The organism is Clostridiales bacterium, from assembly GCA_014799665.1.
Taxonomy (GTDB): domain Bacteria; phylum Bacillota; class Clostridia; order Christensenellales; family Pumilibacteraceae; genus Anaerocaecibacter.
On the sequence record JAAVHP010000002.1, the window covers coordinates 93,426 to 115,058 of the forward strand.

27 protein-coding genes and 1 tRNA gene are annotated in these 21,633 nt (G+C 47.2%); 16 read left to right on the top strand and 12 right to left on the bottom strand.

The window, feature by feature from the left end:
* Positions 1-2: 2 nt before the first annotated feature.
* On the bottom strand, positions 3-1,337 hold the full coding sequence (locus HDT28_00445) for a hypothetical protein (GenBank protein MBD5131057.1): 1,335 nt from the start codon (positions 1,335-1,337) through the stop codon (positions 3-5).
* A 134-nt stretch (positions 1,338-1,471) separates the two neighbouring features.
* Between HDT28_00445 and yyaC the strand changes: the two genes are divergently transcribed.
* The 5 genes from yyaC to HDT28_00470 all read left to right on the top strand — a co-directional run bounded on the left by yyaC (position 1,472) and on the right by HDT28_00470 (position 6,839).
* Positions 1,472-1,990, top strand: coding sequence for a spore protease YyaC (yyaC, locus tag HDT28_00450; GenBank protein ID MBD5131058.1), 519 nt, complete (start codon positions 1,472-1,474; stop codon positions 1,988-1,990).
* A 208-nt stretch (positions 1,991-2,198) separates the two neighbouring features.
* On the top strand, positions 2,199-2,798 hold the full coding sequence (locus tag HDT28_00455; GenBank protein MBD5131059.1) for an ATP-binding protein: 600 nt from the start codon (positions 2,199-2,201) through the stop codon (positions 2,796-2,798).
* Between the two features lie 55 nt (positions 2,799-2,853).
* Entirely contained in the window at positions 2,854-4,374 is a 1,521-nt protein-coding gene (locus HDT28_00460) for an NAD-dependent epimerase/dehydratase family protein (GenBank protein ID MBD5131060.1), read from the top strand.
* A 3-nt stretch (positions 4,375-4,377) separates the two neighbouring features.
* A complete protein-coding gene (locus tag HDT28_00465; protein ID MBD5131061.1) occupies positions 4,378-5,280 on the top strand; it encodes a 4Fe-4S ferredoxin in 903 nt (300 codons plus the stop codon).
* Positions 5,277-6,839 carry a hypothetical protein gene (locus HDT28_00470; GenBank protein MBD5131062.1) on the top strand — a complete coding sequence of 521 codons (1,563 nt, stop codon included), beginning with the start codon at positions 5,277-5,279 and terminating at the stop codon, positions 6,837-6,839. The genes HDT28_00465 and HDT28_00470 overlap by 4 nt, the downstream gene beginning before the upstream one ends.
* A 56-nt stretch (positions 6,840-6,895) precedes the next feature.
* On the opposite strand, the gene HDT28_00475 is transcribed toward HDT28_00470, so the two are convergent.
* The 4 genes from HDT28_00475 to HDT28_00490 form a co-directional block, all read right to left on the bottom strand.
* Positions 6,896-7,393 (bottom strand): hypothetical protein, encoded by a 498-nt coding sequence (locus HDT28_00475; GenBank protein ID MBD5131063.1) that lies wholly within the window; start codon positions 7,391-7,393, stop codon positions 6,896-6,898.
* A gap of 33 nt (positions 7,394-7,426) precedes the next feature.
* Positions 7,427-8,134, bottom strand: a complete 708-nt coding sequence (locus HDT28_00480) for a ligT like phosphoesterase (GenBank protein ID MBD5131064.1) — start codon at positions 8,132-8,134, stop codon at positions 7,427-7,429.
* A gap of 8 nt (positions 8,135-8,142) precedes the next feature.
* Positions 8,143-9,435 carry a glycosyltransferase family 2 protein gene (locus tag HDT28_00485; protein ID MBD5131065.1) on the bottom strand — a complete coding sequence of 431 codons (1,293 nt, stop codon included), beginning with the start codon at positions 9,433-9,435 and terminating at the stop codon, positions 8,143-8,145.
* 250 nt (positions 9,436-9,685) lie between these two features.
* Positions 9,686-9,973, bottom strand: coding sequence for a hypothetical protein (locus HDT28_00490; GenBank protein ID MBD5131066.1), 288 nt, complete (start codon positions 9,971-9,973; stop codon positions 9,686-9,688).
* Positions 9,974-10,151: 178 nt separating this feature from the next.
* Between HDT28_00490 and HDT28_00495 the strand changes: the two genes are divergently transcribed.
* Positions 10,152-10,841 (top strand): DUF3592 domain-containing protein, encoded by a 690-nt coding sequence (locus HDT28_00495; protein MBD5131067.1) that lies wholly within the window; start codon positions 10,152-10,154, stop codon positions 10,839-10,841.
* Between the two features lie 98 nt (positions 10,842-10,939).
* Here HDT28_00495 and HDT28_00500 read toward each other — a convergent pair whose 3' ends face one another.
* From HDT28_00500 to HDT28_00520, 5 genes are all read right to left on the bottom strand, one after another.
* Positions 10,940-11,365 (bottom strand): VOC family protein, encoded by a 426-nt coding sequence (locus HDT28_00500; GenBank protein ID MBD5131068.1) that lies wholly within the window; start codon positions 11,363-11,365, stop codon positions 10,940-10,942.
* 84 nt (positions 11,366-11,449) lie between these two features.
* Positions 11,450-11,923, bottom strand: a complete 474-nt coding sequence (locus HDT28_00505; protein ID MBD5131069.1) for a hypothetical protein — start codon at positions 11,921-11,923, stop codon at positions 11,450-11,452.
* A 58-nt stretch (positions 11,924-11,981) separates the two neighbouring features.
* A complete protein-coding gene (locus HDT28_00510; GenBank protein MBD5131070.1) occupies positions 11,982-12,416 on the bottom strand; it encodes a GNAT family N-acetyltransferase in 435 nt (144 codons plus the stop codon).
* Between the two features lie 101 nt (positions 12,417-12,517).
* On the bottom strand, positions 12,518-13,234 hold the full coding sequence (locus HDT28_00515; protein MBD5131071.1) for a DUF5131 family protein: 717 nt from the start codon (positions 13,232-13,234) through the stop codon (positions 12,518-12,520).
* 36 nt (positions 13,235-13,270) lie between these two features.
* Positions 13,271-13,498 (bottom strand): helix-turn-helix transcriptional regulator, encoded by a 228-nt coding sequence (locus HDT28_00520; protein ID MBD5131072.1) that lies wholly within the window; start codon positions 13,496-13,498, stop codon positions 13,271-13,273.
* A 147-nt stretch (positions 13,499-13,645) separates the two neighbouring features.
* Between HDT28_00520 and HDT28_00525 the strand changes: the two genes are divergently transcribed.
* Both HDT28_00525 and HDT28_00530 read left to right on the top strand, forming a co-directional pair.
* Complete coding sequence (locus tag HDT28_00525) at positions 13,646-13,861, top strand: hypothetical protein (protein MBD5131073.1); 216 nt, start codon at positions 13,646-13,648, stop codon at positions 13,859-13,861.
* A gap of 626 nt (positions 13,862-14,487) precedes the next feature.
* Positions 14,488-15,645: a hypothetical protein gene (locus tag HDT28_00530; GenBank protein MBD5131074.1), complete on the top strand. Its 1,158-nt coding sequence runs from the start codon at positions 14,488-14,490 to the stop codon at positions 15,643-15,645.
* Here the strand turns inward: HDT28_00530 and HDT28_00535 are convergent.
* Positions 15,642-15,929 carry a helix-turn-helix transcriptional regulator gene (locus HDT28_00535; protein MBD5131075.1) on the bottom strand — a complete coding sequence of 96 codons (288 nt, stop codon included), beginning with the start codon at positions 15,927-15,929 and terminating at the stop codon, positions 15,642-15,644. The two genes, HDT28_00530 and HDT28_00535, sit on opposite strands and share 4 nt — an antisense overlap.
* A 135-nt stretch (positions 15,930-16,064) precedes the next feature.
* On the opposite strand from HDT28_00535, the gene HDT28_00540 reads away from it, so the two are divergent.
* The 7 genes from HDT28_00540 to HDT28_00570 are packed head-to-tail and all read left to right on the top strand — an operon-like array spanning position 16,065 to position 19,248.
* A complete protein-coding gene (locus HDT28_00540) occupies positions 16,065-16,346 on the top strand; it encodes a hypothetical protein (GenBank protein MBD5131076.1) in 282 nt (93 codons plus the stop codon).
* A gap of 4 nt (positions 16,347-16,350) precedes the next feature.
* Complete coding sequence (locus tag HDT28_00545) at positions 16,351-16,524, top strand: formate--tetrahydrofolate ligase (protein MBD5131077.1); 174 nt, start codon at positions 16,351-16,353, stop codon at positions 16,522-16,524.
* Positions 16,525-16,528: 4 nt separating this feature from the next.
* Positions 16,529-16,804: a hypothetical protein gene (locus tag HDT28_00550; protein MBD5131078.1), complete on the top strand. Its 276-nt coding sequence runs from the start codon at positions 16,529-16,531 to the stop codon at positions 16,802-16,804.
* Between the two features lie 58 nt (positions 16,805-16,862).
* Positions 16,863-17,051, top strand: coding sequence for a hypothetical protein (locus tag HDT28_00555; GenBank protein ID MBD5131079.1), 189 nt, complete (start codon positions 16,863-16,865; stop codon positions 17,049-17,051).
* The gene (locus HDT28_00560; GenBank protein ID MBD5131080.1) at positions 17,041-17,595 is read left to right on the top strand and encodes a hypothetical protein; all 555 of its coding nucleotides are present in this window, start codon (positions 17,041-17,043) and stop codon (positions 17,593-17,595) included. Before HDT28_00555 ends, HDT28_00560 begins: the two co-directional genes overlap by 11 nt.
* Positions 17,567-18,355 carry a hypothetical protein gene (locus HDT28_00565; GenBank protein MBD5131081.1) on the top strand — a complete coding sequence of 263 codons (789 nt, stop codon included), beginning with the start codon at positions 17,567-17,569 and terminating at the stop codon, positions 18,353-18,355. The genes HDT28_00560 and HDT28_00565 overlap by 29 nt, the downstream gene beginning before the upstream one ends.
* Positions 18,352-19,248, top strand: a complete 897-nt coding sequence (locus tag HDT28_00570; protein MBD5131082.1) for a hypothetical protein — start codon at positions 18,352-18,354, stop codon at positions 19,246-19,248. Before HDT28_00565 ends, HDT28_00570 begins: the two co-directional genes overlap by 4 nt.
* A gap of 153 nt (positions 19,249-19,401) precedes the next feature.
* Here the strand turns inward: HDT28_00570 and HDT28_00575 are convergent.
* Positions 19,402-19,477, bottom strand: a tRNA-Ala gene (locus HDT28_00575).
* 230 nt (positions 19,478-19,707) lie between these two features.
* Here HDT28_00575 and HDT28_00580 point away from each other — a divergent pair.
* Positions 19,708-21,579, top strand: coding sequence for a DUF885 domain-containing protein (locus HDT28_00580; GenBank protein MBD5131083.1), 1,872 nt, complete (start codon positions 19,708-19,710; stop codon positions 21,577-21,579).
* The last annotated feature ends 54 nt before the right edge of the window (positions 21,580-21,633 follow it).

Genomic DNA, 21,633 nt, shown 5'->3' on the forward strand with positions numbered 1-21,633 from the left:
ATTTATTCGGCGGACGAAGCCGAGATTTGCAAGCTTGTTTGAGGAACAAGCACCGCAATCTCGAACGCGGGGAATTCGCCGAACAGCTCCTCAACATAGGCATAGCTATTAAACAAATCGTCAAGAGCTTTCTTTACATTACTGTAATCGGTTTGGAGTAGCAAGTTTTGATCCTGTATAGCCTTATCCGCGGTCAAACCCTGTCCGTCTGCATAATGCTGCGAATAAGTGCTAAGCGCGACCCTAAGGTTGTACATGCAAGTAAATATGCACGTCGAGTTCTCTTGAACAAAACCGTTATATACCTCTGCCATACTCTGGGTAATCTCGACGTCTCGGTCGTCGACGATCTCAGCCGCGCGCTTGTTATATTCTTTGATAGCCTCTATAACCTTGTCAAAACCTACGTCGGCATAGGTTTTGATCTCTACGGCGTCGTTCTCGTTAAACGTGCGTTTATTAAACTCGTCAACGTCCCAAGGCGTGGTTGAATAATTGAGGTTGCTCACGTTTACGAACAGCCAAAGTCGTTTAAGCTCGAGCTCGACTTCTTCCGCGGGCGGTTCCTCGGGCTGTTGCTGATAGACAAGACTTACGATGCGCCCGTACATATTCGAGCTGGGCAGGAACATACTGTTTCTGAGCCCGTAAGCAGCGTCGTTGACGAACCCGCAAAGGACCTTATTGGGATGTTCGTATTCGTCCTCTATCTTTTGGAAAGCGGGTATGAATGTAAGTCCGCACATACACGAGAAAACAAAAGTAATGGCAAGCGCCCAAAGTCCGCCGCTGACCACACCGACCAAGAAGCCGCACAGCCGCGAAGCAACGCTTTTCTTTTTGCCGATATACGACGAAACGATCGTTGTGACGATAATAAGGAGCAAGCGCGCAACTATGAAAATGCACACGCCGATCATTGCCGAGAACATAAGAAACGCTGTATAGATAGCGAAGCCTTCCGCCTGGCTGACTTGGATATTGATACCGCTGAGCCGCTCTATAATGGGGGCGTAGAACTTAATGCCGAGGTAGGTTGCTTCCTCACCTTCCCAAACGGGCCACTGCACTGCGCCCGTTTCGCTGTCGTGCATCAAGGCGTAGATCATCTTGGCGAGCGAGAACTGTTCGCCGTTCACACCGTCGCCGACAACGAAGTTTTTCACGCCGTCGATGCCCATGAACGCTTCTGCGACCACGTTAGCCAGAAAGAACGCGAGGATGAACGCGATCAGGAACGCGCCGAGCGACAGCGCCGACTTCTTGACCCCTCTGAGCACGCCGATCACTCCGCAAAGGACGACCAGCGCTATTATTGCTATATCAACGTAAGACATATATACCCTCCGTCAGAGATAGATTATCTTTTCGAATATTGACAGGTCGGCGCGGTTTTATACCGCCTTTCCCGTCCGTTTGCGTCCCGCACGTACGTATAGCGCGGCAGCGTTTTGGCAACAATCCGATTACTATGAATTCCGACCGAAACACGCGCCCGAGCGATCGGGTCAAAGTTGACGAGCCGCAGGACTTTGAGTTCGACTGCGCGCTCATGAGCCTTGGCAAACTGCCCGTAGTGCTCTGCATCGGCTCCGACCGAGTGACCGGCGACTGCCTGGGTCCGCTCGTCGGACAGATACTCGTGGAGCGCGGCGCAAACGCGTTCGTGTACGGCACTCTGCGCCGGCCCGTTACCGCGCTCAATCTTAAAGACGCTGTCGAGCATATCCATAGAGCGCACGGCGAGCGGAAGGTGCTCGCAGTCGATTCGTCGGTCGGTAAAGCCTCCGACGTCGGCAAGATACGCATTGCGTTCGGCGCTATCGCACCGGGCAGCGCCGACGGCAAGGTCTTACCCAAAGTAGGCGACGTATCCATAACCGCTACCGTCACCGATCCCAACAAGACCCCGCTCGCAGCGGTGCGGTTGGGTATCGTATACGAGCTCGCAAACGATATCGCCGAGCGCATTATCCGCGGCTTGCAGTGAGTACTGGCAATAGTGGTTATATACATTTTACAACAGTTTTGTAATAAAGTCATTAATATAAGATTAAAATTTGATTAGAAATTAAGGGCACGACGGTAGTTTGATCTTGTAAATCGACCTAAAACCGAGTGTATTCCCTGTGCCCAAAACCCTATTTTCCTCAATTCACTTGACACTTCCGTTTTAGATTTGATACAATACATATATAATAATGAAACGAATGATTTTAGTAACGTCGCCGCCGGCGTGCGGCAAGACGCACATATCCAAACAGCTCGCTCGCAATCTCAAACACGTGGTCTATCTCGACAAGGACACGCTCATTCCGCTGTCCAAGCAGATTTTTCGTGTCGCAAAAAAGCCGTACGACCGTAGCAGCGACTTCTTTGAGGAGCAGATCCGCGACTACGAGTACGAGGTAATTCTCAATCTCGGCTTCGAAGCGCTCAGGTACGACGACACGGTGCTCATCAACGCGCCGTTCACGCGCGAGATACGCGACGAGCGGTACATGGCGGAACTCCGCAAAAAGCTAGCCGGTTACGACGCGCGGCTTACCGTTATTTGGGTAGTCACGACGCCCGAGGTCTGCCGCGAGCGAATGGTCCGCCGCAACTCCGATCGCGACGTGTACAAGATAAAGCACTGGGACGAGTATATCAAAACGGTCGACTTCTCTATACCCGCACATCTCGACGACCCGGATATCAAGGACGATCTTCTGTTGTTTTATAACTCGTCGGAAGCGGAATACTATAAATCAATGCACGACGTCATCGCCGCGCTCGAAGCGGACGAAACCAATTAATCGCCTAAACCAACCTTAATTCCAAATACGGAATTTCCACAAAGGAATTTTACTAATGATAATATCGATCACGGGAATAACGGGAAACATGGGGCAAGCTACGCTCGACGCGCTGCACAACGCGCCGCACGTAGATAAGATCAAGCTTTTGAGCCACAGCCCAAAGCGCACAAAAAAGCTACTCAAAAAACATAAAAAGCTACTTAACAAGATAGAGATCGTAGAAGGCGGCGTAAACGACGAAGCCGCGGTCATGAAGCTCATAGCCGAAGCCGATCTCGTAATCAATATGGCGGCAGTCATTCCCCCGCGCTCGGACAAGAACCCGAAAGCGGCTATCGCGTGCAACGAGCACGGCGTGAACGTCCTCGTCGATTGCATACAAAAAGCCACGCCGCAGCCCGCGCTCGTCCATATCTCGACGGTAGCGTTATACGGCAACCGCTCGGGCGGGCACCCGTTCGGCAGGGTCGGCGATCCACTTATGCCCGCCCCACTCGACGTATACTCGGCAACCAAGCTTCGCGGCGAGTTCACGGTACTCGAAAGCGATATACAAAAATGGGCGGTGCTGCGCCAAACGGCAATGCTCCACCCGCAAATGCTGACCGATAACATTCACGACGGACTCATGTTCCACACGACGTTCGACGCGCCCCTCGAATGGGCTACGGCGCACGACAGCGGCGTGCTCATCGCCAATATCGCGGAGGGCTTCGCATGCGGCACTATCCCCGAAAGCTTCTGGCTCAAATGCTACAACATTTCGGGCGGCAAGGTCAACCGCAGCTACGGCATAGACACGTTCGACGACGGGTTCGCGGTTATCGGCGGCAACTCGAAAAAGTTTTTCAAGCCGGGCTACAACGCCGCGCGCAATTTCCACGGCGTTTGGTATCTCGACGGCGACGAGCTCAACGACCTTTTTCACTTCCAGTCGCAAACGACTACCGATTATTGGCGCAAGGTGTTCAACGCTCATCCGTACTTTAAGCTCGGCAAGCTCGCACCGAACGGGCTCATTAAAAAATTCCTATTCGGTAAGCTTCTTCGCGACGACAACGCGCCATCGTACTGGGCGAAGCACGGCGACGAGGCGCGCATAATCGCTGCGTTCGGCAGTCGAGAAAAATACGACGCGCTCCAAAAAGCCACTTGGAAAGACTTCCCCGTTCCCGACCGCAAGAAGATCGCGGAAATGACCGATAACGAAACGCCTCTTTTCTACGGCTTCGACTTTTTCAAGCCGAACGCCGAGCTCACCCAAGCCGATCTCGAAAGCGTGGCGAAGGCGCACGGCGGCGAGCTTCTATCCGCGTTCAACGGCGATATGTACCAAAAGCTCGAATGGCGCACTCAGGACGGCGAAAGCTTTTCGGCGCGCCCGTACACGGTTCTTCGCGCGGGGCATTGGTATAATCCGCTGTACAAGGAGTTCGTTTGGGATTTCGATAGGCTCGCCAAAAAGGACGAGATCTACGCGTCACTGTGGTACGACACGCACGAAAAGGACGAGGATATACGATACTCGCTCGACGAAAACTTCTGCGCGTACGCAACTCGCATAAATGAGTAATACATGAACAAAATCCTTATCTATTATTTCTCGGGAACAGGCAATACGAAAAAGATCGCCGACGAGTATAAGTCGGCGTTAGAGGCGCGCGAGTGTGATGTCACTTTGCGCGCGTTGTCGTATTGCGAAAAGCCCGAAACGACCGACGCGAACGAGTTCGACCGCATCGGCATAGGCTACCCTATCCACGGGTTTAACGCGCCCAAGATAATACTCGATTTGTGCAAGGCACTCCCTAAGCGCGACCGGAAGAAACCGTTCAAGCCCGTTTTCATTTTCAAGACCTCGGGCGAACCGGTGCGCATGAGCGACGTTTCCTCGCTCAAAACGATAAAGCTACTTAACCGCCGCGGCTACGCGGTTATCAACGAATACCAGTACGTTATGCCGTACAACATCATATTTCGGCACACGGACGAACAGGCGTACAAAATGTGGCAAACCGCTCAGCCGCTCGTCCGCGCGGACGTCAACGAAATACTGCGCGAAACCCCGCACTTACCAAAAAAGATGTTTATGGGCGGGTTTTTGGCTTGGATAATACGCGCCGAGCATTGGGGCGCGAAGATCATAGGGCGCGGGTTCAAAGCGAACAAGAACTGCGTAAACTGCGGACTGTGCGTTAAGAACTGCCCCGCCGCAAATATAAAAATCAAAAAGAATGGCAAGCTCAAATTCGGCGGACAGTGCATGATATGTATGCGGTGCGTGTTCAAGTGCCCGAAGGACGGAATTAACGCGGGACTTCTCAAAGGCTGGAAGGTCAACGGCGACTACTCGTTCGAACGGCCCGCCGAGCCCTCGCCGCCGTCCAAGCACGATAATTACTGCAAAAAGGCTTACGACAAATATTACGCCGACGCGCAAGCGCGGATAGAAAAATATAACGAAGAAAATCAAGCATGAAAAAACAACCGTTAAAAAGTCTGAACGCTCAATTGGAAAAGGTCGCCGTCGCGGGGCTCGAAATAGAAAGCGCGACGCGCGGCGACTACGGGTATAATATTTTGACGGGCACGCTCGACGGCGGCATTAAAGTCACGATCAAAGCTTCGTACCAAGCCGACGACGACCCTAACGCCGTGGGCAATCTAACGCGCGAGCTGGAAAGCAACGTAAGTATAGTGCGGCACGTCGCGCACAATCTCATGCCGAAGGGCTGTGCTCTTACCGAATACGACGAGGGACTAAACACGTTATTGCTCTATCTCGGCTTGACCGTCGACGGCCACCCTACCCGAATGTTCGTTCGAAATTACACCGAGAAGCCGCGACTTATTTTCTTCTCCGTCGAGCGGTTAATGACGGAAGTTGAAAAATCGGTCAAGAATCACGCCGCGCAATTGCGGACAATAATCGATACGAAAGGCTTCGAGTTTATTAAATACGAGCTTTTGGACATGGACGGCGTCGTCATTACGGGCAAAGCGTTCGGCGTTAAAAACGCGTTCACTGTCAAGGACTTCGAAAACGAGAATATAGCTAAGCGCATGAAGCGCGAGCTGAAAGCGTTTAAAAAATTATCGCGTAGCGGCAAAGGCGCGCCCCAAAAAACGATCGACCTGCGCGAGTACGCCGAGCTTGCCGACGCCTACGCCAAATCGGACAAAGCGGACAGCCTGTACATGAATGCGTACCACAAGTATTTGGACAGCGTGCGCAAGGCGAACTGCGAAAGTTGCGGCAACTACAACGGCGATAAGGATAGACATTCTTACGGGTTCGGCGGCGCTATCGACATAGACGGACGGTTTTCGACTTGCGGTAAAAACTGCGCTCACCTCGACAGAGTCAGAAAGGACATGGTCAATATGTCCAAAAAACACGACGCCCGCGACGAGTTCGACCATGCCGTATTCGTTCCCGCAGTTATCAAATTTTTCGAGCAGGTAGATCCGCGCTTTATACATTGGCTTACGGGCGAAATAGTTTCGTGGCGCGACATCTTCCCGGACGCGCAAACGGTTATCGCTAACAACGATATTGTACTTCTGCACGTTTTATTGAGCAGCGGCTTTTCGGGCGAGTATATTTGGGAAAACGACGTCATCACTCTCAGTGGCGACAGCACCACAGAAGACCGTAAAAAGGTGCTCGCGCTCGGGCAGGACGTCGAGCATAATATAAGCAATACATATCTCCCCATTCGTGACGACAATATAGCCGTAAACGAACAGGGCAAGATCGCATTTAACACTTCTAAAAAGTCGGAGTATAAAGAGTACGAGATCAATAGGTACAACATCACCGTCGCCGAGGTCAAACGCAATATCTACCGCCTGAGCCACAACTACGCGCTTTTCACCAAGCCGCAGGATAGATACAAGGTAAACGCCATGCTCGCCGTTTACCACGCGTTTTCGGGCGATATGCAAACGGCGGCACAGTATAAGTCAAAAGCCGAACTCGATAAACGCAAAATCACTCCCGACCCGAAACTGGAAACCTTACTAAAAGCAATATAACTGATAATAAAGCCCCCGCGTTCGATACAAACGCAGGGGCTTTTGATTTTAATATTTTACGCGTCGCAGTCGGGGCAATCTTGGTTGCCCGTGCCGACGCACGACCGGCACGTTACCTTGCCCAGCGTACACGACACGCAATACGCTTCGCCGTTAAAGCAATGATAGCACTTTTCCGTGCCGAGTCCGGAACAAAATATACACGAGTTCCAACCCAGTCCATAGCAATACGTGCATGTTTTTTCTACATATCCATCCCAATAATCGTACTCATATGTCCAGCCGAGTCCGTCGCAATATGTACACGTTCTTCTACCCGTGCCCGAACAGTAGGTACACCGCGCCATACCGGTCGCATTGCAGTACGAGCAAATCACTTTGTTGTCGCCGCCGCAAACGGTACAGTCGACCTTGCCCTCGCCGAGGCAATCTTCGCAGTTAATTTCGCCGTAATCCCTACACGTTTTGCACTCGTACGTTCTGCACGCGGTAAATACGCCGAGTGTTATAAGCAGTGCGCACACTATTGCAAATAAAGATAAAAGTCGTTTCATGATTTTCCCCTTTGTACCAAACAAAACCGAAATTCAGTTCAATTCGATTACATCTATATAATTATTCATGCTGGTGAATTTTTGATAATATAAATACCGTACACAAACGCTCAAATCGAGCTCCGCGTTTATTTTATTGACAGCGTCCGCCAGGCCCTCCGCCGCGCGTCCGTCAAAACCATTTACGTTATAGTACGCAAGCGTAATATGCGGCGTTAACGGATACGGGAGCTTCTTCACCCCGTCGAAAACCGAGTACAATTTCATAAGCCTTTCGTAATTCGACTCGCCCTCCGGATACAGTCCGAGAACAAGGCTTGTATTCACCATATTGAATATGTACTTGCTTTTAAAGCGTATTCCATTACCCGCAAGCTTTCGTATTTCGTCCTTTATCTCGACTACTTTAAGCTCGTTACGGAAAGTTTCTTCCGCCACGGACGAAAGCGTAGGGGCGTTACTCAAATCGTGCAAGGTCGCGTGAAAGGTATGCGGAACGAGCCGCTCGCAAAAGCACGGCGGCACGGCGGCATACAATTGATCAACATATTCGGCTAACTTTTCCTTAACGACGCCCGGCAAATCGAAAACGACCGTATCGCCGTAAAAATTCCTAAAAGTATTATCTTCCGCCACTTTGAGCGCGACGGACGGACTGCATTCGAAGCGTTCGCCGCCGAATACGATCTCTTTCTTCTCGAACGTATTTATCCTGTCTAAAAACTCGCGGTAGGTTTCCATAATGGATATTACTTCTTTCCGTCCAGCTTGGAATAATCTATGCGGTTTGACTGCCGCCAATCCTTTTGCGGCTTCTTCGCGCGGAATCGGCTCTGTACGTACAGCGGCACGAATTCAAGTAGGAAGAACGGCATTACGAGCAAGGTTAGGAATTTCTCCCAGCCCGAGAGCGCCGTCAATGCGTCGAGGTAGCTGAGCATGAGAATCAGCCCGTAAACGAACAAAACCAAATATAAAAGCACCGACGGCAGCCCCACAAGGTATATAAGCGCGTTGTGCCAAAGCTGCTCGCTATCCAGCAATGCGTAGAACACGGCAAGCCCTACTCCCGTAAGCACGGTCAGTACCGTTATCATAAGGAATAGGAACACGGGGAATTTGTAATGCAAAAAATCGAATTTGAGCGCCGCGCTGCCCTTCTCGTTTTTGATCTTGGCTTTTACGTCTTTCATGTAACGCTTGTCGCACTGCGAGTAGCCGGTGACCCACCTGAGTCGGCGTTCGTAGCTGTCCCTGTGCTTGACGACTTCTTCCGTGTAAATAATAGCATACGGATAATACAAGGAAGTAAAGTCGCGGAGCAAGCTGTCCATTTTAAGCTCGTAGTCCTCTGTAAGACTGCGGTACGGCCAGCCGTCGAGCTGTTCGATCACCTCGCGCCTGAGCATGAGACCTTGTCCGCAGTAGTTGAGCGGAATTTTTTTCCGCGCGCGGTACATATTCCCTACCTCGTCGAGAACGGGATAAACAAGCGCCGCACAATTGCAAGTCAAGCTGCGGCACTTCTTGCCGTGGAGATAGTTCTTTATGTACTTGCGCGTGACAAAAATCTGCCTGTCGTATTCGAGCGCGTTGTTAAGCTCGGTTACGTAGTTCGGCGTAAGCACCGCGTCCGCGTCGATGATCACGAACGCATCGTAGCTTTTCATCTGCTCGGGCGAAAGACTCTTGAAATACCCGTCGAGCGCGTCGCCCTTGCACTTTTGCTCGGGAACGACAAAATAGTTGGCGTTGATTTTTTTGGCCATCTCGATCGTGGGATCGTTCTCGTCTTTTACTATAACGTTAATATCGAAATAATCTTTGTCGTAGTCCTGAGTTAAAATCGAATCAAACAAATCGACTATGGCTTTACTTTCGTTCCGCGCCGGAATGACAAGCGAAATCTTACGCTTAGCAGTCGCGACCTTTCGCGACGGACGTTTAAGCGTTCCGCAAATCTGTGCATATTTAGGTATATATAGCAATGCGGCTATCAACACGATAACGCCGTATGCAATCAAAACCGAATATACAACCAAAACTTTGTCCTCCGAACAACGTACGAGCGTACTCTTACGAATATATCTTACATTAAGAATGTTAAGCAATAATTAGCCGAATATTAGAATTGGATTAGAATTCAAATACTCTACGGCTAATTATAGCAATAAAGAATAGCAATGTCAAGCAACCCTACGCCGTAAACCGAATTTAGACAAAAACCATAGTAAATTAAAAACAAAAAAGCACGCCGTAGCGTGCCTTTGCGTAATAGATTAAAAATTAAGCTTAGCCCTCGTAGCGATCGAGATTGGCGCGGATCGCTTCGATAAGGCGTTTCTCCGCCGCGATCTTCGTGTCCTTTGCGACCTTGGTGCAAACGGACGTGCTGTAAAGCTTGGAAAGATCGTCAACGAGATTTTTAAGATGCGTGGTGTCGAGGATATTCACCGAGCCGCAGATCTCTTCCGCGTTTTGCGTAGTCGTTACCGGTGCGGGCGCGGGCGCGGGCGTAGGGGTGGAAGTAGACGTGGTCGTAGTGGTAGACGTGGTCGTTGTAGGGGTGATCTTTTCCATGGAAATATCTCCTATATTATATTTATTTTTCCGCCAACATGAAAACATTGCGATAATATATAATATGCCGTCACCGCCGTAAAATGTTAAACAATTTGTAAAACTCTTTGAAAAAACCTGACGCGGCCCAATCCGCCTATCGCTTGACAAAAAATTATTTTAAATTTATAATTTAATCATGAGTAAACAAGAAAAAGATTGCCCTTGGATATTCCTTGCGATCTCGCTCGCGCTCTTTCTTGGTTTTATCGGGTTCTTCGTTTGGCATACCGTGAGAATGCGCAGCTACGAGCTCAATTATTTAAGAATGCAAGGGACTATCGTAGATATCAAGGTAGAGCACTCGTCGGGCGGCAGTGGATGGAGTGCTAAAACTTCGTACTATTATATCATTTCTTACGAGGTCGACGGCGAGGAGTATACGTTCACGGATAGATCGGGACACGAATATTACAGCGCGTACTCCAACGTAGGAAAAACTACCGAAATCTACATAAATCCGCAAGACCCGACCGACGTCGAAAAGGTTAGCTCCGCCCCCTTCGTTTCGATCATTTGCGCTTGCTTCTACGCCTTCTTTTCCGTTACGTTTGCGGCGGGCATGAATATACTGGTGGGCAATTACGGCACGACTTTCTTAAAGCGGCTCCTGTTTGTGTGGGGCGCGGAAATTCTACTCGGCATAATAGTCTTGCTTTTGTTTTGGATAGGACTTCCAAACAGCGGATTCGGCGAGGTGTTTACGCGCATAAACGGCGCAATCGGCGTAACCGTTATATCCGGTTTAGTGCTGCTCATCGCACTGATCGACGGCATAGTTACGCATCACCTACACTCCAAATACGGTGACAGAAAATACCGTTTTTGATTTAAAAAATCTCCGACAAGAAGATAAATCCTTATCGGAGATTTTTGTTTACGGTATAACAGTAGCAATCAAAAACGGATTTTTAATAATCGCAAAAGCTATCGTTCCGTCTGTTCGGTCATAATGATCCAACGAAATCCGAATTTATCTACAAGACTGCAAGTACAAGAACTATATGTTGTACTATGAATGGGATATATTATTTCGCTGCCGTCTTTCAAAGCTTCAAAGGCTTTTATAACGTCGTTCTTTGTCTCCATTGTAACGGTAAGCGAAAGCGCACGACTCGGTTTAAGATCGATATCCATAACATCAGCCATCATAATTCTTTGATCGCCGATATAAAGCTCCGCGTGATAAACATAATCACTTTGCTCTTTCGTCAATTTCTTATTATAGTCTTCCGGTCGAGCGTCGCTATAACGGAGTAAACATTCCACCTTGACGTCGAATGCTTGTTCATATAAGCGAATGGCTTGTTCGCATTTTCCGTTGAAGTGGAAGTTAGGCGTAATTTTAATCATTATAACTATCTCCTTTGCGGGTGTTCCCTTTTATAGATTATATCATTGCTTAAAGAATTTGTATTGTAAAAATGCGACAAACGATCAATCCGAAACTCCGTTCAGTTTTTGAATGATCAAATCTTTTATAGGCCCGGTAATGCCCCGCTCGATCTTGGTCAAAGCGAGTCTGTCCGCAGGGAAACGGTCGCCCGAAAAGTCCTCGTCGTCGACCGCGACGAAAACGCCGATCTCGGGATGACTTTCGACAAAGGTCATTATCTCATCGCCACGGTGCTCCAACAGCGGCGTGCCGCCGATAAAGTCCGCGCTCGTTATACCGAACGGTTTAAGCTGCCGCAGAATGTTCAAGCAGTCTTTCTTTTGCAACCGCCAAGAACTCGACAGCGCAAGCTTGCAGCCGGTAGAGTCCATTATTTCTTTAAGACGGCGGCAGCACTGCTCGTCGAAAACGTAGTCGTCGATATTATCGTCCCAATTGATCACGCCGTATTCATGCAAACACAAAACGCCGTCTATATCCAAAAATAAAACTTTAAGTGATTTATACATACTCATACCGACTTTAAACTTTTTTCGTCAATCGTCAAGCAAACGTAACGAAAACTAACATTATTTATTCGACCGTGAAACTTGTCCATTCGATATGGTTATATTCCATAACGTCGCTCGAACGCGTCATGCCGATTTTTTCATAGAATCCAATTGCGCCGTCATTCGCACAAGTATACATAGCAATATTTTTCTCACCGCCTGCTAACTCGTGCATAGTCTTCACCAACGCTTTGCCGATACCCTGTCCTGCGCACTCTCTAACAACACCTAAATCGGTAATAAACAGCCAGTACGAAAAATCCGTAAGCCCTAAGCAAACCCCGACTATCCCGTTACAATTGTTTCTTGCAACCAAGCTAAGGGAAGCCTTGCTCAACAACAATTGTATTCGTTCGAGAAATCTCTCTTTTGGATATTGTGAACCCAAATCGGTCTTTTTCAAAAAATCGATATATTCATTCGTCGTCAACCGTTCTTGTTTAATTGTGTACTCCATATATATGACCTCGTATATTCTTTATAAATGATTATAACGTAAAAAGAACGGAAACAATAAACCTATTTCAGCGCTATGGCGAATGGTTGGTAAAACAAGATTTATCGATTGCTTTTATAATCGATATTTACCAAGCGTGCTTGCTTACACAAGTCTTTTGTTTGAATTTTATATTGTTTTCCGTCTTTCAACGTATAAGTTCCGCATTGCCTAAATTCGAAATTAACGTTTTTTCTAATGCATTGTTCTCGAATATCCAATGCCCAATCGTAATTAAATACTCTTGCGTTTATATCCGACTCTCCGCCCACTACGACTAACTCGATACCGTCAAGATATTTTTCGATATCTATTCTTTCCAGTAACGGCTGCGCCGTTATGCACTTATGCTTTATCGGCAAGTCTTTAAATATAGATAATTTATGATCGGCATTTTTTTGATTTTCGATAGTACAGCATACTACCACGTTATCGTATCCCTCGCCCCAGTCGTTAGGAATACATATCATAAATCTGTCTATTCTTTTGGTCAGAAACAAAAACGTGCAGTCCTGTCTTTCCTTGATCATCTTCCAGCACTCGCCTCTCCACTCGTCCGCTTCTTCGATAAGAAAATCGGTAGAAAAGCATAAATACACGAGTCCCGATTTTAATTTAAAACTGCCGTTTTTTAATTTCTCTATCGGCTTTTCAAAGTCCTTCGTCTTTATAATTTCATTTGTATTAATATTTTTTTTTGCATCGCCTTTATGAATATAGCAATGCAAACAACCGTCACTGCATTTCTTACATCCTCTCCACGGATTCCACACGCCCATATTACATCACTCCTAAAATCTTTTTCTCTTTACGTATCAATATTTATCGGCGTATTCATGAATACAAAGTATATCGTTTGCATCGAGATCGAGCAAATCACACAATTTGGCAAGCGTATCAAGCGCGGGTAGCTTTTCGCCCTTCAAATAATGAGATACCGCTTGTTGGCATACACCGATTTTTTGAGCTATCGCGCTTTGCGTCATGCCGCTGTTTTTAATAGCCGCAGATACCTTATTTTTGATCTTTTCGATAGTAACCATTCAAACCGCCCTAAAAACGTTTTTAACTATTTTACTACGATCGGTAGTAAAATGCTTGACTTACTACCCATGGTAGTATATACTATTTCTACTGCCAATAGTAGTGACGCTATTGCCCGAACAATCTAAAACGGAGATTACCCGAAAATGAAAAGAATACAAACGAAACTACCGATTTCATTAGAAATCGCAAGCGCATTTATAGATAGCGTAAGAATATATTGCAAAGAGTTATTATTAGATGACGAATTTTGCAGGTTGTATACGGCTCTACAAGATTATATAGAAAAGAAATTTAGATTACGCACTACAACCGATATAGTAGATAAATATGTAGTCTACGAGCAAAAGCAAAATTCTTAACTATTAATTAAAAGATAGTGGGATTGCCCGCGGAAAACGCGGGCGGACTTTGCGCTTCGCGCAAGCGTCTAGCGAACTTGCGCCCAAAAGTGCTTTTTAATAATCGGTATAAACTTTTCTTTTTCTTGTATTATTGTATTCGACTAACAGTGGGCGCACTTCTCGTAAACCTAATCACTATCTCCACCACGAAAAAAGCACCGACTTCTCGGTGCTTTTTTCGTGGTGGAGATAGTGGGACTCGAAGCCTTTTTAGAAAAAACCACCTAAAACCCCGCCAAAAACCCTTGCGGAATACCCGAATTATAGCACATTTCAAAAGGACTGTCAAGCCCGAATAAAAACGGCATATTCTTTTAGATTGCCGAGGCAAAAGAAAATGCCGAATACCAACGGAAGCAAGCGCACGGTTTTGCGGTGTATAATGAGCCGACCGAAGCAACCCGAAAAGGCACATTCTTTTGAGTTGCTTCGGCAAGGCGAAAGAACACCGCAAAATGTTTGTTGTCAAGCACACCGTGGAATAAATAGCGAAGCGGTTTATGCCGCGAAAGGTGCTTGACAACAAACAAGTACGCGACAATAGAACGGCAAAGCCGATACCACTACCCCGAAAGGAAAAGCAAATGCAAGTAGCCTACATTACCGAAAAGCTATTTGCGGACGGCTCACACGAAACCCGAATAAAGATAAACAACGAAATAACACCGACTTCAATCGCAAAGGCAATACATACACGGCACATAAACAAGATAAAGCGAGAAATAGAACAACGTGCCATAATTAACGAAATCAACGCCTTGCGACTTTACGACGAAAACTATACGCGCAAATACAAGTTACTGTCATTAGAATTACGCGCCCGCAATCAATATGATTATAACCGTTCGGCACGCCGAGCGCGTCAAACGTTGTACGACATTTGCAAGTGTAACGATTTTTCCTATTTTGTAACGCTGACATTCGACGCCAATAAAATTGACCGCATGAACGACAGCGCGACAAAGCGCAAGTATAGTCAATGGGCAAACGACGTTAAAAAGCAATTCCCGAATATGTATTATGTTACCGTACCCGAATACCACAAGAAAGGCGGGTTGCATTTTCATATTCTCATAGGTGGAATAACGCTCGACGAGCTAAAAGCAACGCCCGCACTAAATAAGCGCGGAAAGCAAATACACAAAAAAGGCAAAGCGATATGGAATATAGGCGCGTGGAAAAAAGGTTTTTCCACGTTAAGCATAATCGGCAACGGCGAAGCGACAAAGCACTATATTTGCAAGTACATAACGAAGCAACACGCCGACGATAGATTTTTCAATAAACGGCGTTATTATGTTTCGCGGAACATAACCCGCCCCGAAATAGAAAAGCACGTTGAAAGAATAGAAAACGCATTAAACGGCATAGATACAAATGTTTCGCTTGTATCTTATCTTGACCCGCGCAAAAAGTTTGCGGTGTTTACGCATGACGGCAACGGCATAGTGAATATCGAGCAAAACTCCGCCGAAGTATTAAAGGACGTGGAAGCGCTCCGCGCCCCGACGAGTGCGCGCGGTGATCGCAAGGGGTTTACCGCGACACCGCGCGCCCGTCGGCGCGCCGTCCGCTACTCGACGATAAGGACACTTAAAAGGAAAACACCGTTTTCCGATATAAAGAAAATGTACGATAGCGGATTATGGATATACGCAAACGACAAAAGCGGGGCGTATTTTATACCCGAAAGCGAATTATGGAAATATGATCCTTACGAAATAGGCTTACTCGACGATTAAGCCTTAAAATCTATCTTGCCCGAATTATTATTAAAGCTGTTATTAACCGTAACGGCTTTTTTAGGTTCGGCGTATTCGTGAATGCAAAGTATATCGTTTGCATCTAAATCAAGCAAATTACAAAGATTTGCAAGAGTATCAAGCGCGGGATAAATATCGCCCTTTATGTAGTGTGATACAGTTTGTTGACTTATGCCAAGCTCTTTTGCAATAGCTGTTTGCGTTCTACCACTGCCCCGAATAGCGGAAGCAAGTTTCTTTTGTATTTCGTTGAGTGTAACCATATAAACCACCGAAAAAAGATTTTATAATATTTTACGCTTAATGCGCGTAAAATGCTTGACATACGCTTATTAAGCGTGATATATTATGATTACGCTTAATAAGCGTAACATAAATTCTTAGGACGGTCAAGGAAAATGACAAAGAAAGAACACGAGCAAATCAAAGCGTGGAACATTGAGCAAGGCAAGGCTATGGAAAAAGCGGAAGCGGACTATAAAGCACTTCGGCAAAAGTACATAGGACTAATTGGGCATTTAAGTTGTTCGTATGAGCGCGTTATTTTAGAAATAGCGACTTGCGACAAAACGACGGAAGACGAAAAACGCCACGACCTTAGCATTTATTCAAACTACCTAATTGCATTCGGGCGGTATCGTGCTTTATTCGATTATGTAACAGCACATCAAGGACGGTGACAGCATGACGGACATACAAGCATTAAACCGCAAAGCAAAATGCGAGAAGCGCGGAAAGATACATGAGCAAAGACGCGCGGACAAACGAGAGCGAGAGCGCGCAAGAAAAGCGTTACTTCGCCATATAGACAACATCAACAAATACGGCGTGCCCTATGCCGAAAAGGGGCGGAGTTAATCTCATGGTAGGAAGATACGAAGGCAAACTTATAGGTTATCGCACCTATGACAAAGACGGCAAAAAGAAGTACATTTACGACGTATTTTGCGAAGGCGTGGAAAAGGACAAAGACACGGGGCTTTACAAAGACGAGTGCAAGGTCGTGTCGGTCGTGGAAGATACGGAAGCGATAACCGCGCCGAAAGCGAATATGCCCGTTAAGTTCTACGGCGAAGAAACGCGAAGCAAGAACGGCACGTTTATACGCTATCACGGCATACAAGCCGAAAAGGCGTAAACAACAAAGCGCGGGGGCATATCAAAGCGGTATGCCCCTTTACGCTATGGGGAGCGATATGACAAAAAGACAAGCGAGAGAAATGGAAAATTCGCGACAGTTTGTTGCGGAGCTTGTAAACGAGTTTATAAGCAATATCGAATTAGAATCTTTAAGCATAGAAACACAAGCCGGTGCGTTTTCGTTAAGGAAGCGCGAGAACGTGCGGAAAGTCGGTTTTGACACGGGGGCAAAGAATGAGCAATAAGCGACCGGACAACAGCGACACGCCCGACAAGTGGCATTGGGCAATTACGCCCGAACAAATAGAGAAAATCAAGGCTAACGACCGCGATACAATAAATCAAGTGTACTTTGATAATCTCGATAAATTCAAACGCATTGCGCGGAAGTACTGTTTTAAGTATCGAAAATGGTGGGCGTTTGGCGATATGGTCAATCAAATCTATTTAGATTTGCCGTACTATAAGTATATGACCGCTAAAACGTTTTACCGTTGTATTCGGAATAGTATATACAACGCGATTTATATAAACCGCTGTGCTGTTCTTTCGCTTGATAAACTTCTTTCCGACGATAGCACGGCTACTTTAATCACTATGATACCCGCGCCCGAATACGACCCCGACAAAGACATTGAATACGAAAAGAGCGTCAAGCGCGTACTTCAAGGCATAGCACGGCAACAAATTAGTGAACATTGGCGTGATAGATTAACCGCAACAGCATTAAATATACCATTTTATGCGGGAGTTTTCAAATATGAATACGAATTGGCATTTGCCCGATAATTTAGATATACAAGCCCTTTTTGCCGATTGTGGTATTGACCTTAACGACCCTGCTATATTTCCAAAAGAGCGAACGCCCGAGTATATCGAATGGCAAGAGCGTGAACGACAAAGGCAAGAAAAGGCGCGAGCGTGGCGAAAAGCTAATCGCGAACATTTGAACGAATGGATGCGGAATTACCGAGTAAAACGTGTAGATTATTGCCGAGCTTTGGCGCGGGCTTCGTATTGGTGTAACCGAGATAAAAAGCTTCAATATTTTCGTAACCGTTGGCAAAATGACCCCGAATATAGAAAGGCTCATGCGGAGTATTGTCAAAAACAACGAAGTGAAAACCACGAAGCTTACAATGAAAAACAGCGTGATTATTATGCAAGGACACGCGAAAAACGTTGTGCGCGTGCGCGAGAATTGTATTATATAAATCATGATGACCGCATAGCAAAGCAACGCGCACGACGTGAAAAGAATCGCGATAAAATTAACGCAAGAATGCGCGAGTGGACAGCGTTAAACCGTGATTTGCTAAATGCAAAAGCACGAGAGCGCGACCATAAACGACGACAATCGCAAGAATATCTTGACGATTATAGAGCCAAAAAACGCGCATATTATGCCAAAAATAAAGAACGATGTGTCGAATATCAACGCGCATGGCGTGCGCGGAAAAAAGCTGAAAAAACCGTTGCGACGTCGCAACAAAGTGAAAAATTGAATTTGAATTCAAATTCAAAACTAACCGAGAATAAGGACATATGACCGAAATAGAATTACTCACACGAATAGCCGAACGGCTCGACGATATCGCGGACAGGCTCGAAAGAATAGAGAGCTTGCCTGCAGTCGCGTCGAGCGTGGAAGCAAAGCCGAGCGCGCCGACGTTCGGCGAATTTGCGCAATACTATTTCGATACGTTCCGCTGGCGTAAAGTGTGCGAGCAAACAAAGCGCGCCGATACATACCGCTATAACGCGCACATATTGCCCGTATTGGGCGATAAGCCATTAAACGAAATCACGCCCGCCGACGTGCAAATGATAGTTGACGGACTTGCCGACAAAGGCAAAACGCGCCAAGAAGTCTACACGCTTATAAACGTTGTAATGAAAATGGCGATAAAGCACCACCACATAACGCAAAACCCGTGCGACGTGGTATTTATACAAAAGCACGAAAGCAAGCACGGCAAGGCATTAAGCAAAAGCGAAGAAGCGATACTATTGCAAGCGACAAGCGGAAGCGCGTATCAAGTTATGTTCGCCGTTGCGCTATATACGGGACTACGCCCGAATGAGTACAAGACGGCAAAAATAGACGGTGCATTTATTGTCGCACGGAATAGCAAGCAAAAGGACGGCAAGGAACATTACAAGCGCATACCTATTTCGCCCATGCTCGCGCCGTATCTCAACGGCATAAACAAACTACGCTTTTACGGTGCAAACCGCATACGCGAAAAGTTTTGCTATATTCTCGGCGGGCATAAGCTATACGATTTAAGAACGACGTTTTATACACGTTGTCAAGAATGCGGTGTAAGCGAACTTGCCCGAAATTTATTTGTCGGTCATGCGCTCGGCGGTCTTGCCGATACATACACGGACATAAGCGACGAGTACCTTATAAACGAAGCGAAAAAGCTACAATATTGAAAACGCAAAAGGCGTTTTCTTTCCCACCAAATCTAAAAACGCCGAAGTGGTCGCAAAACCCCCGATTTACCAAGTAAAACGCGGGGCGCGGTGGTCAAAAGGCAATAAAAAAGCCCGCTTGGTGGTCAATGACCGCCATTTTGCGGGCTGTCTTGGTGGAGATAGTGGGACTCGAACCCATGACCTATGCGTTGCGAACGCATCGCTCTACCAGCTGAGCTATATCCCCATGGGAATTGTTCGGGTTTAATTTTATCATATTCATTTGTTTTTGTAAAGTAAAATCGCATTGCTTTTTTGTTTCGGTGCAAAAAATTTTCCTTATCTCCCATTTTCCGTCGGTTATATTAAAATTTGATTAGAGTCGAAAATTGTCTTTTCACGACTTGATTTCATATTAAAAATATGGTAACATTGTATAGGTTTTACAACTCACTAATAATTTTTTGGAGCGATACTATGAAAAAATCAACCAAAATAATTTCCTGTGCGCTCGGCGCAGTGATGTCCGCGTCGTGCGCGGTCGGGCTGTGCGGCTGCCAGGACGGCTCGTACGAGGCAGTATCGAACTACGTTTCCAATGATCTTGCGGAACCGCTCGCAGTCGCGTTGCTCGGTCAAGATATATTCGCCTGGAACGCATTCGCGGTTACGCCCAAGAGCAGTTTCGGCTACTCGCGCCCCGAAAACTATACGCCGTCGTGGTACTCGTACTACCCTATCACCAAGTCCGACGCAAAAGAGATGGCGGACCTTTTTGACCAAATCAACGACGAGCTCAAAAAATTCAACGTTTCGCGAATGAACGAGACCGCGGCGCTCGACTACCGCGCGCTGATAAAAGTTTGCGAATCATACTCCGACTATTACGGCTCGCCCAATATCGTCGATCTCGATCTCATAAGCGGTTCGTATATCGACAGCGAGGGCGGATACGTAGCCTCGTTCGCCGATTCGGTCGAGAACTATGTATTCCGCACCAAGGAAGACATAGAAGATCTTCTGGACGTTACGATTTCGACCGACGACGCGTTCGACACGTATATAGACTACGCCGCCGACCGCGCCGAGCACGGCTATCCGCTGTACGACTACACGATCTGCGCCATGCAGGATTATCTCGACGACGTTATAGATGCGGGCGACGATTACTACTTATACTCGTATATCAACGACAAAATCGACGCGGTCAATTTCCTCACGACCGAGCGCAAGAGCTATTACAAGCTTCGGTTCAAGACCGCGCTCGACGGGCATTTCATGACGGGCGTAAAAACTTTGCGCAACGGGCTCGATCTCTTTAAGGGCAAAGTCACGACCACGACACGTGGCTATCTCGCGTCCTACGGTTCGGTCGGCAGGGAATACTACACGTGGCGGTTTAACAACCTTACGGGCTTGAACGTGTCATACCACGACTTTGAGGATATCTATGAAGATTTAGCGACCGAGGCGTTTTTCTACGGCACGTATGCCGATGATATCATCACGGAAATAGCCGCGCTCGAAGAAACCGCACCTGAAACATTCAAAGAGTTCTATGCCTATAAAAATGGCGAGAAAGGCATTATGGACATGACGACCCCCCAACAAATGCTCGAATATCTTCGGGAAGCGGCGAAGAACATCGTCCCCGACCTTGCAACCGTACCGGAGATTGGCTTTAAGTATATGGACGAGACCGTAGCAGGGCGCACTTCCGCACTCGCCTACTACGTGCGTTCGCCGATCGACGAGAATAACTCGAACGAGTACATCACGCTCAATCCCACGACAAATAACCCCGCAGAATTGCTTACTACCATTGCGCACGAGGGCTATCCGGGACACCTCTACGCGCACGTTAAAGCTAAGGAGCAGGGCGTGGGGCTGTTGCCTACCGTTATGTCGTGCACTGCGTTCTCGGAGGGCTGGTCGAACTACACCGAGCTTGCCGTTTGGGATCACATCATGTCGACGACCGACAACGAGGCGCTTCAACTCTACTGCGATTACAGCTATTGTGATATGTACAGCGGCTATTTAGGTATGCTTTTGCGCGACTTGGAAATCAACTACTTCGGCTACGACGTCAGCGACTATGTGGAATTGGGGCTCGACGAAGACGCCGCGCGCGGCATAATTGAAGTGCTGATGGAAATGCCCGCGACATACGTGCCCTACGGCTACGGAATGTATTATATCAACTCGCTTCACGAAACAGCACAAAAAGAATTAGGTGAAAAATACAACGAGGTCGAGTTCAACGGCAAGCTCTTGTCCGAGGGCTTCGGACCTACGCTCGAACGCGCCAAAGAGCTTACGGACGAATATATCAAGTCCAAGAAGTAATACGCCGAACTAACTTTAATGTAATTAAAAAAGTCGAACCCGTGACGCCTGCTA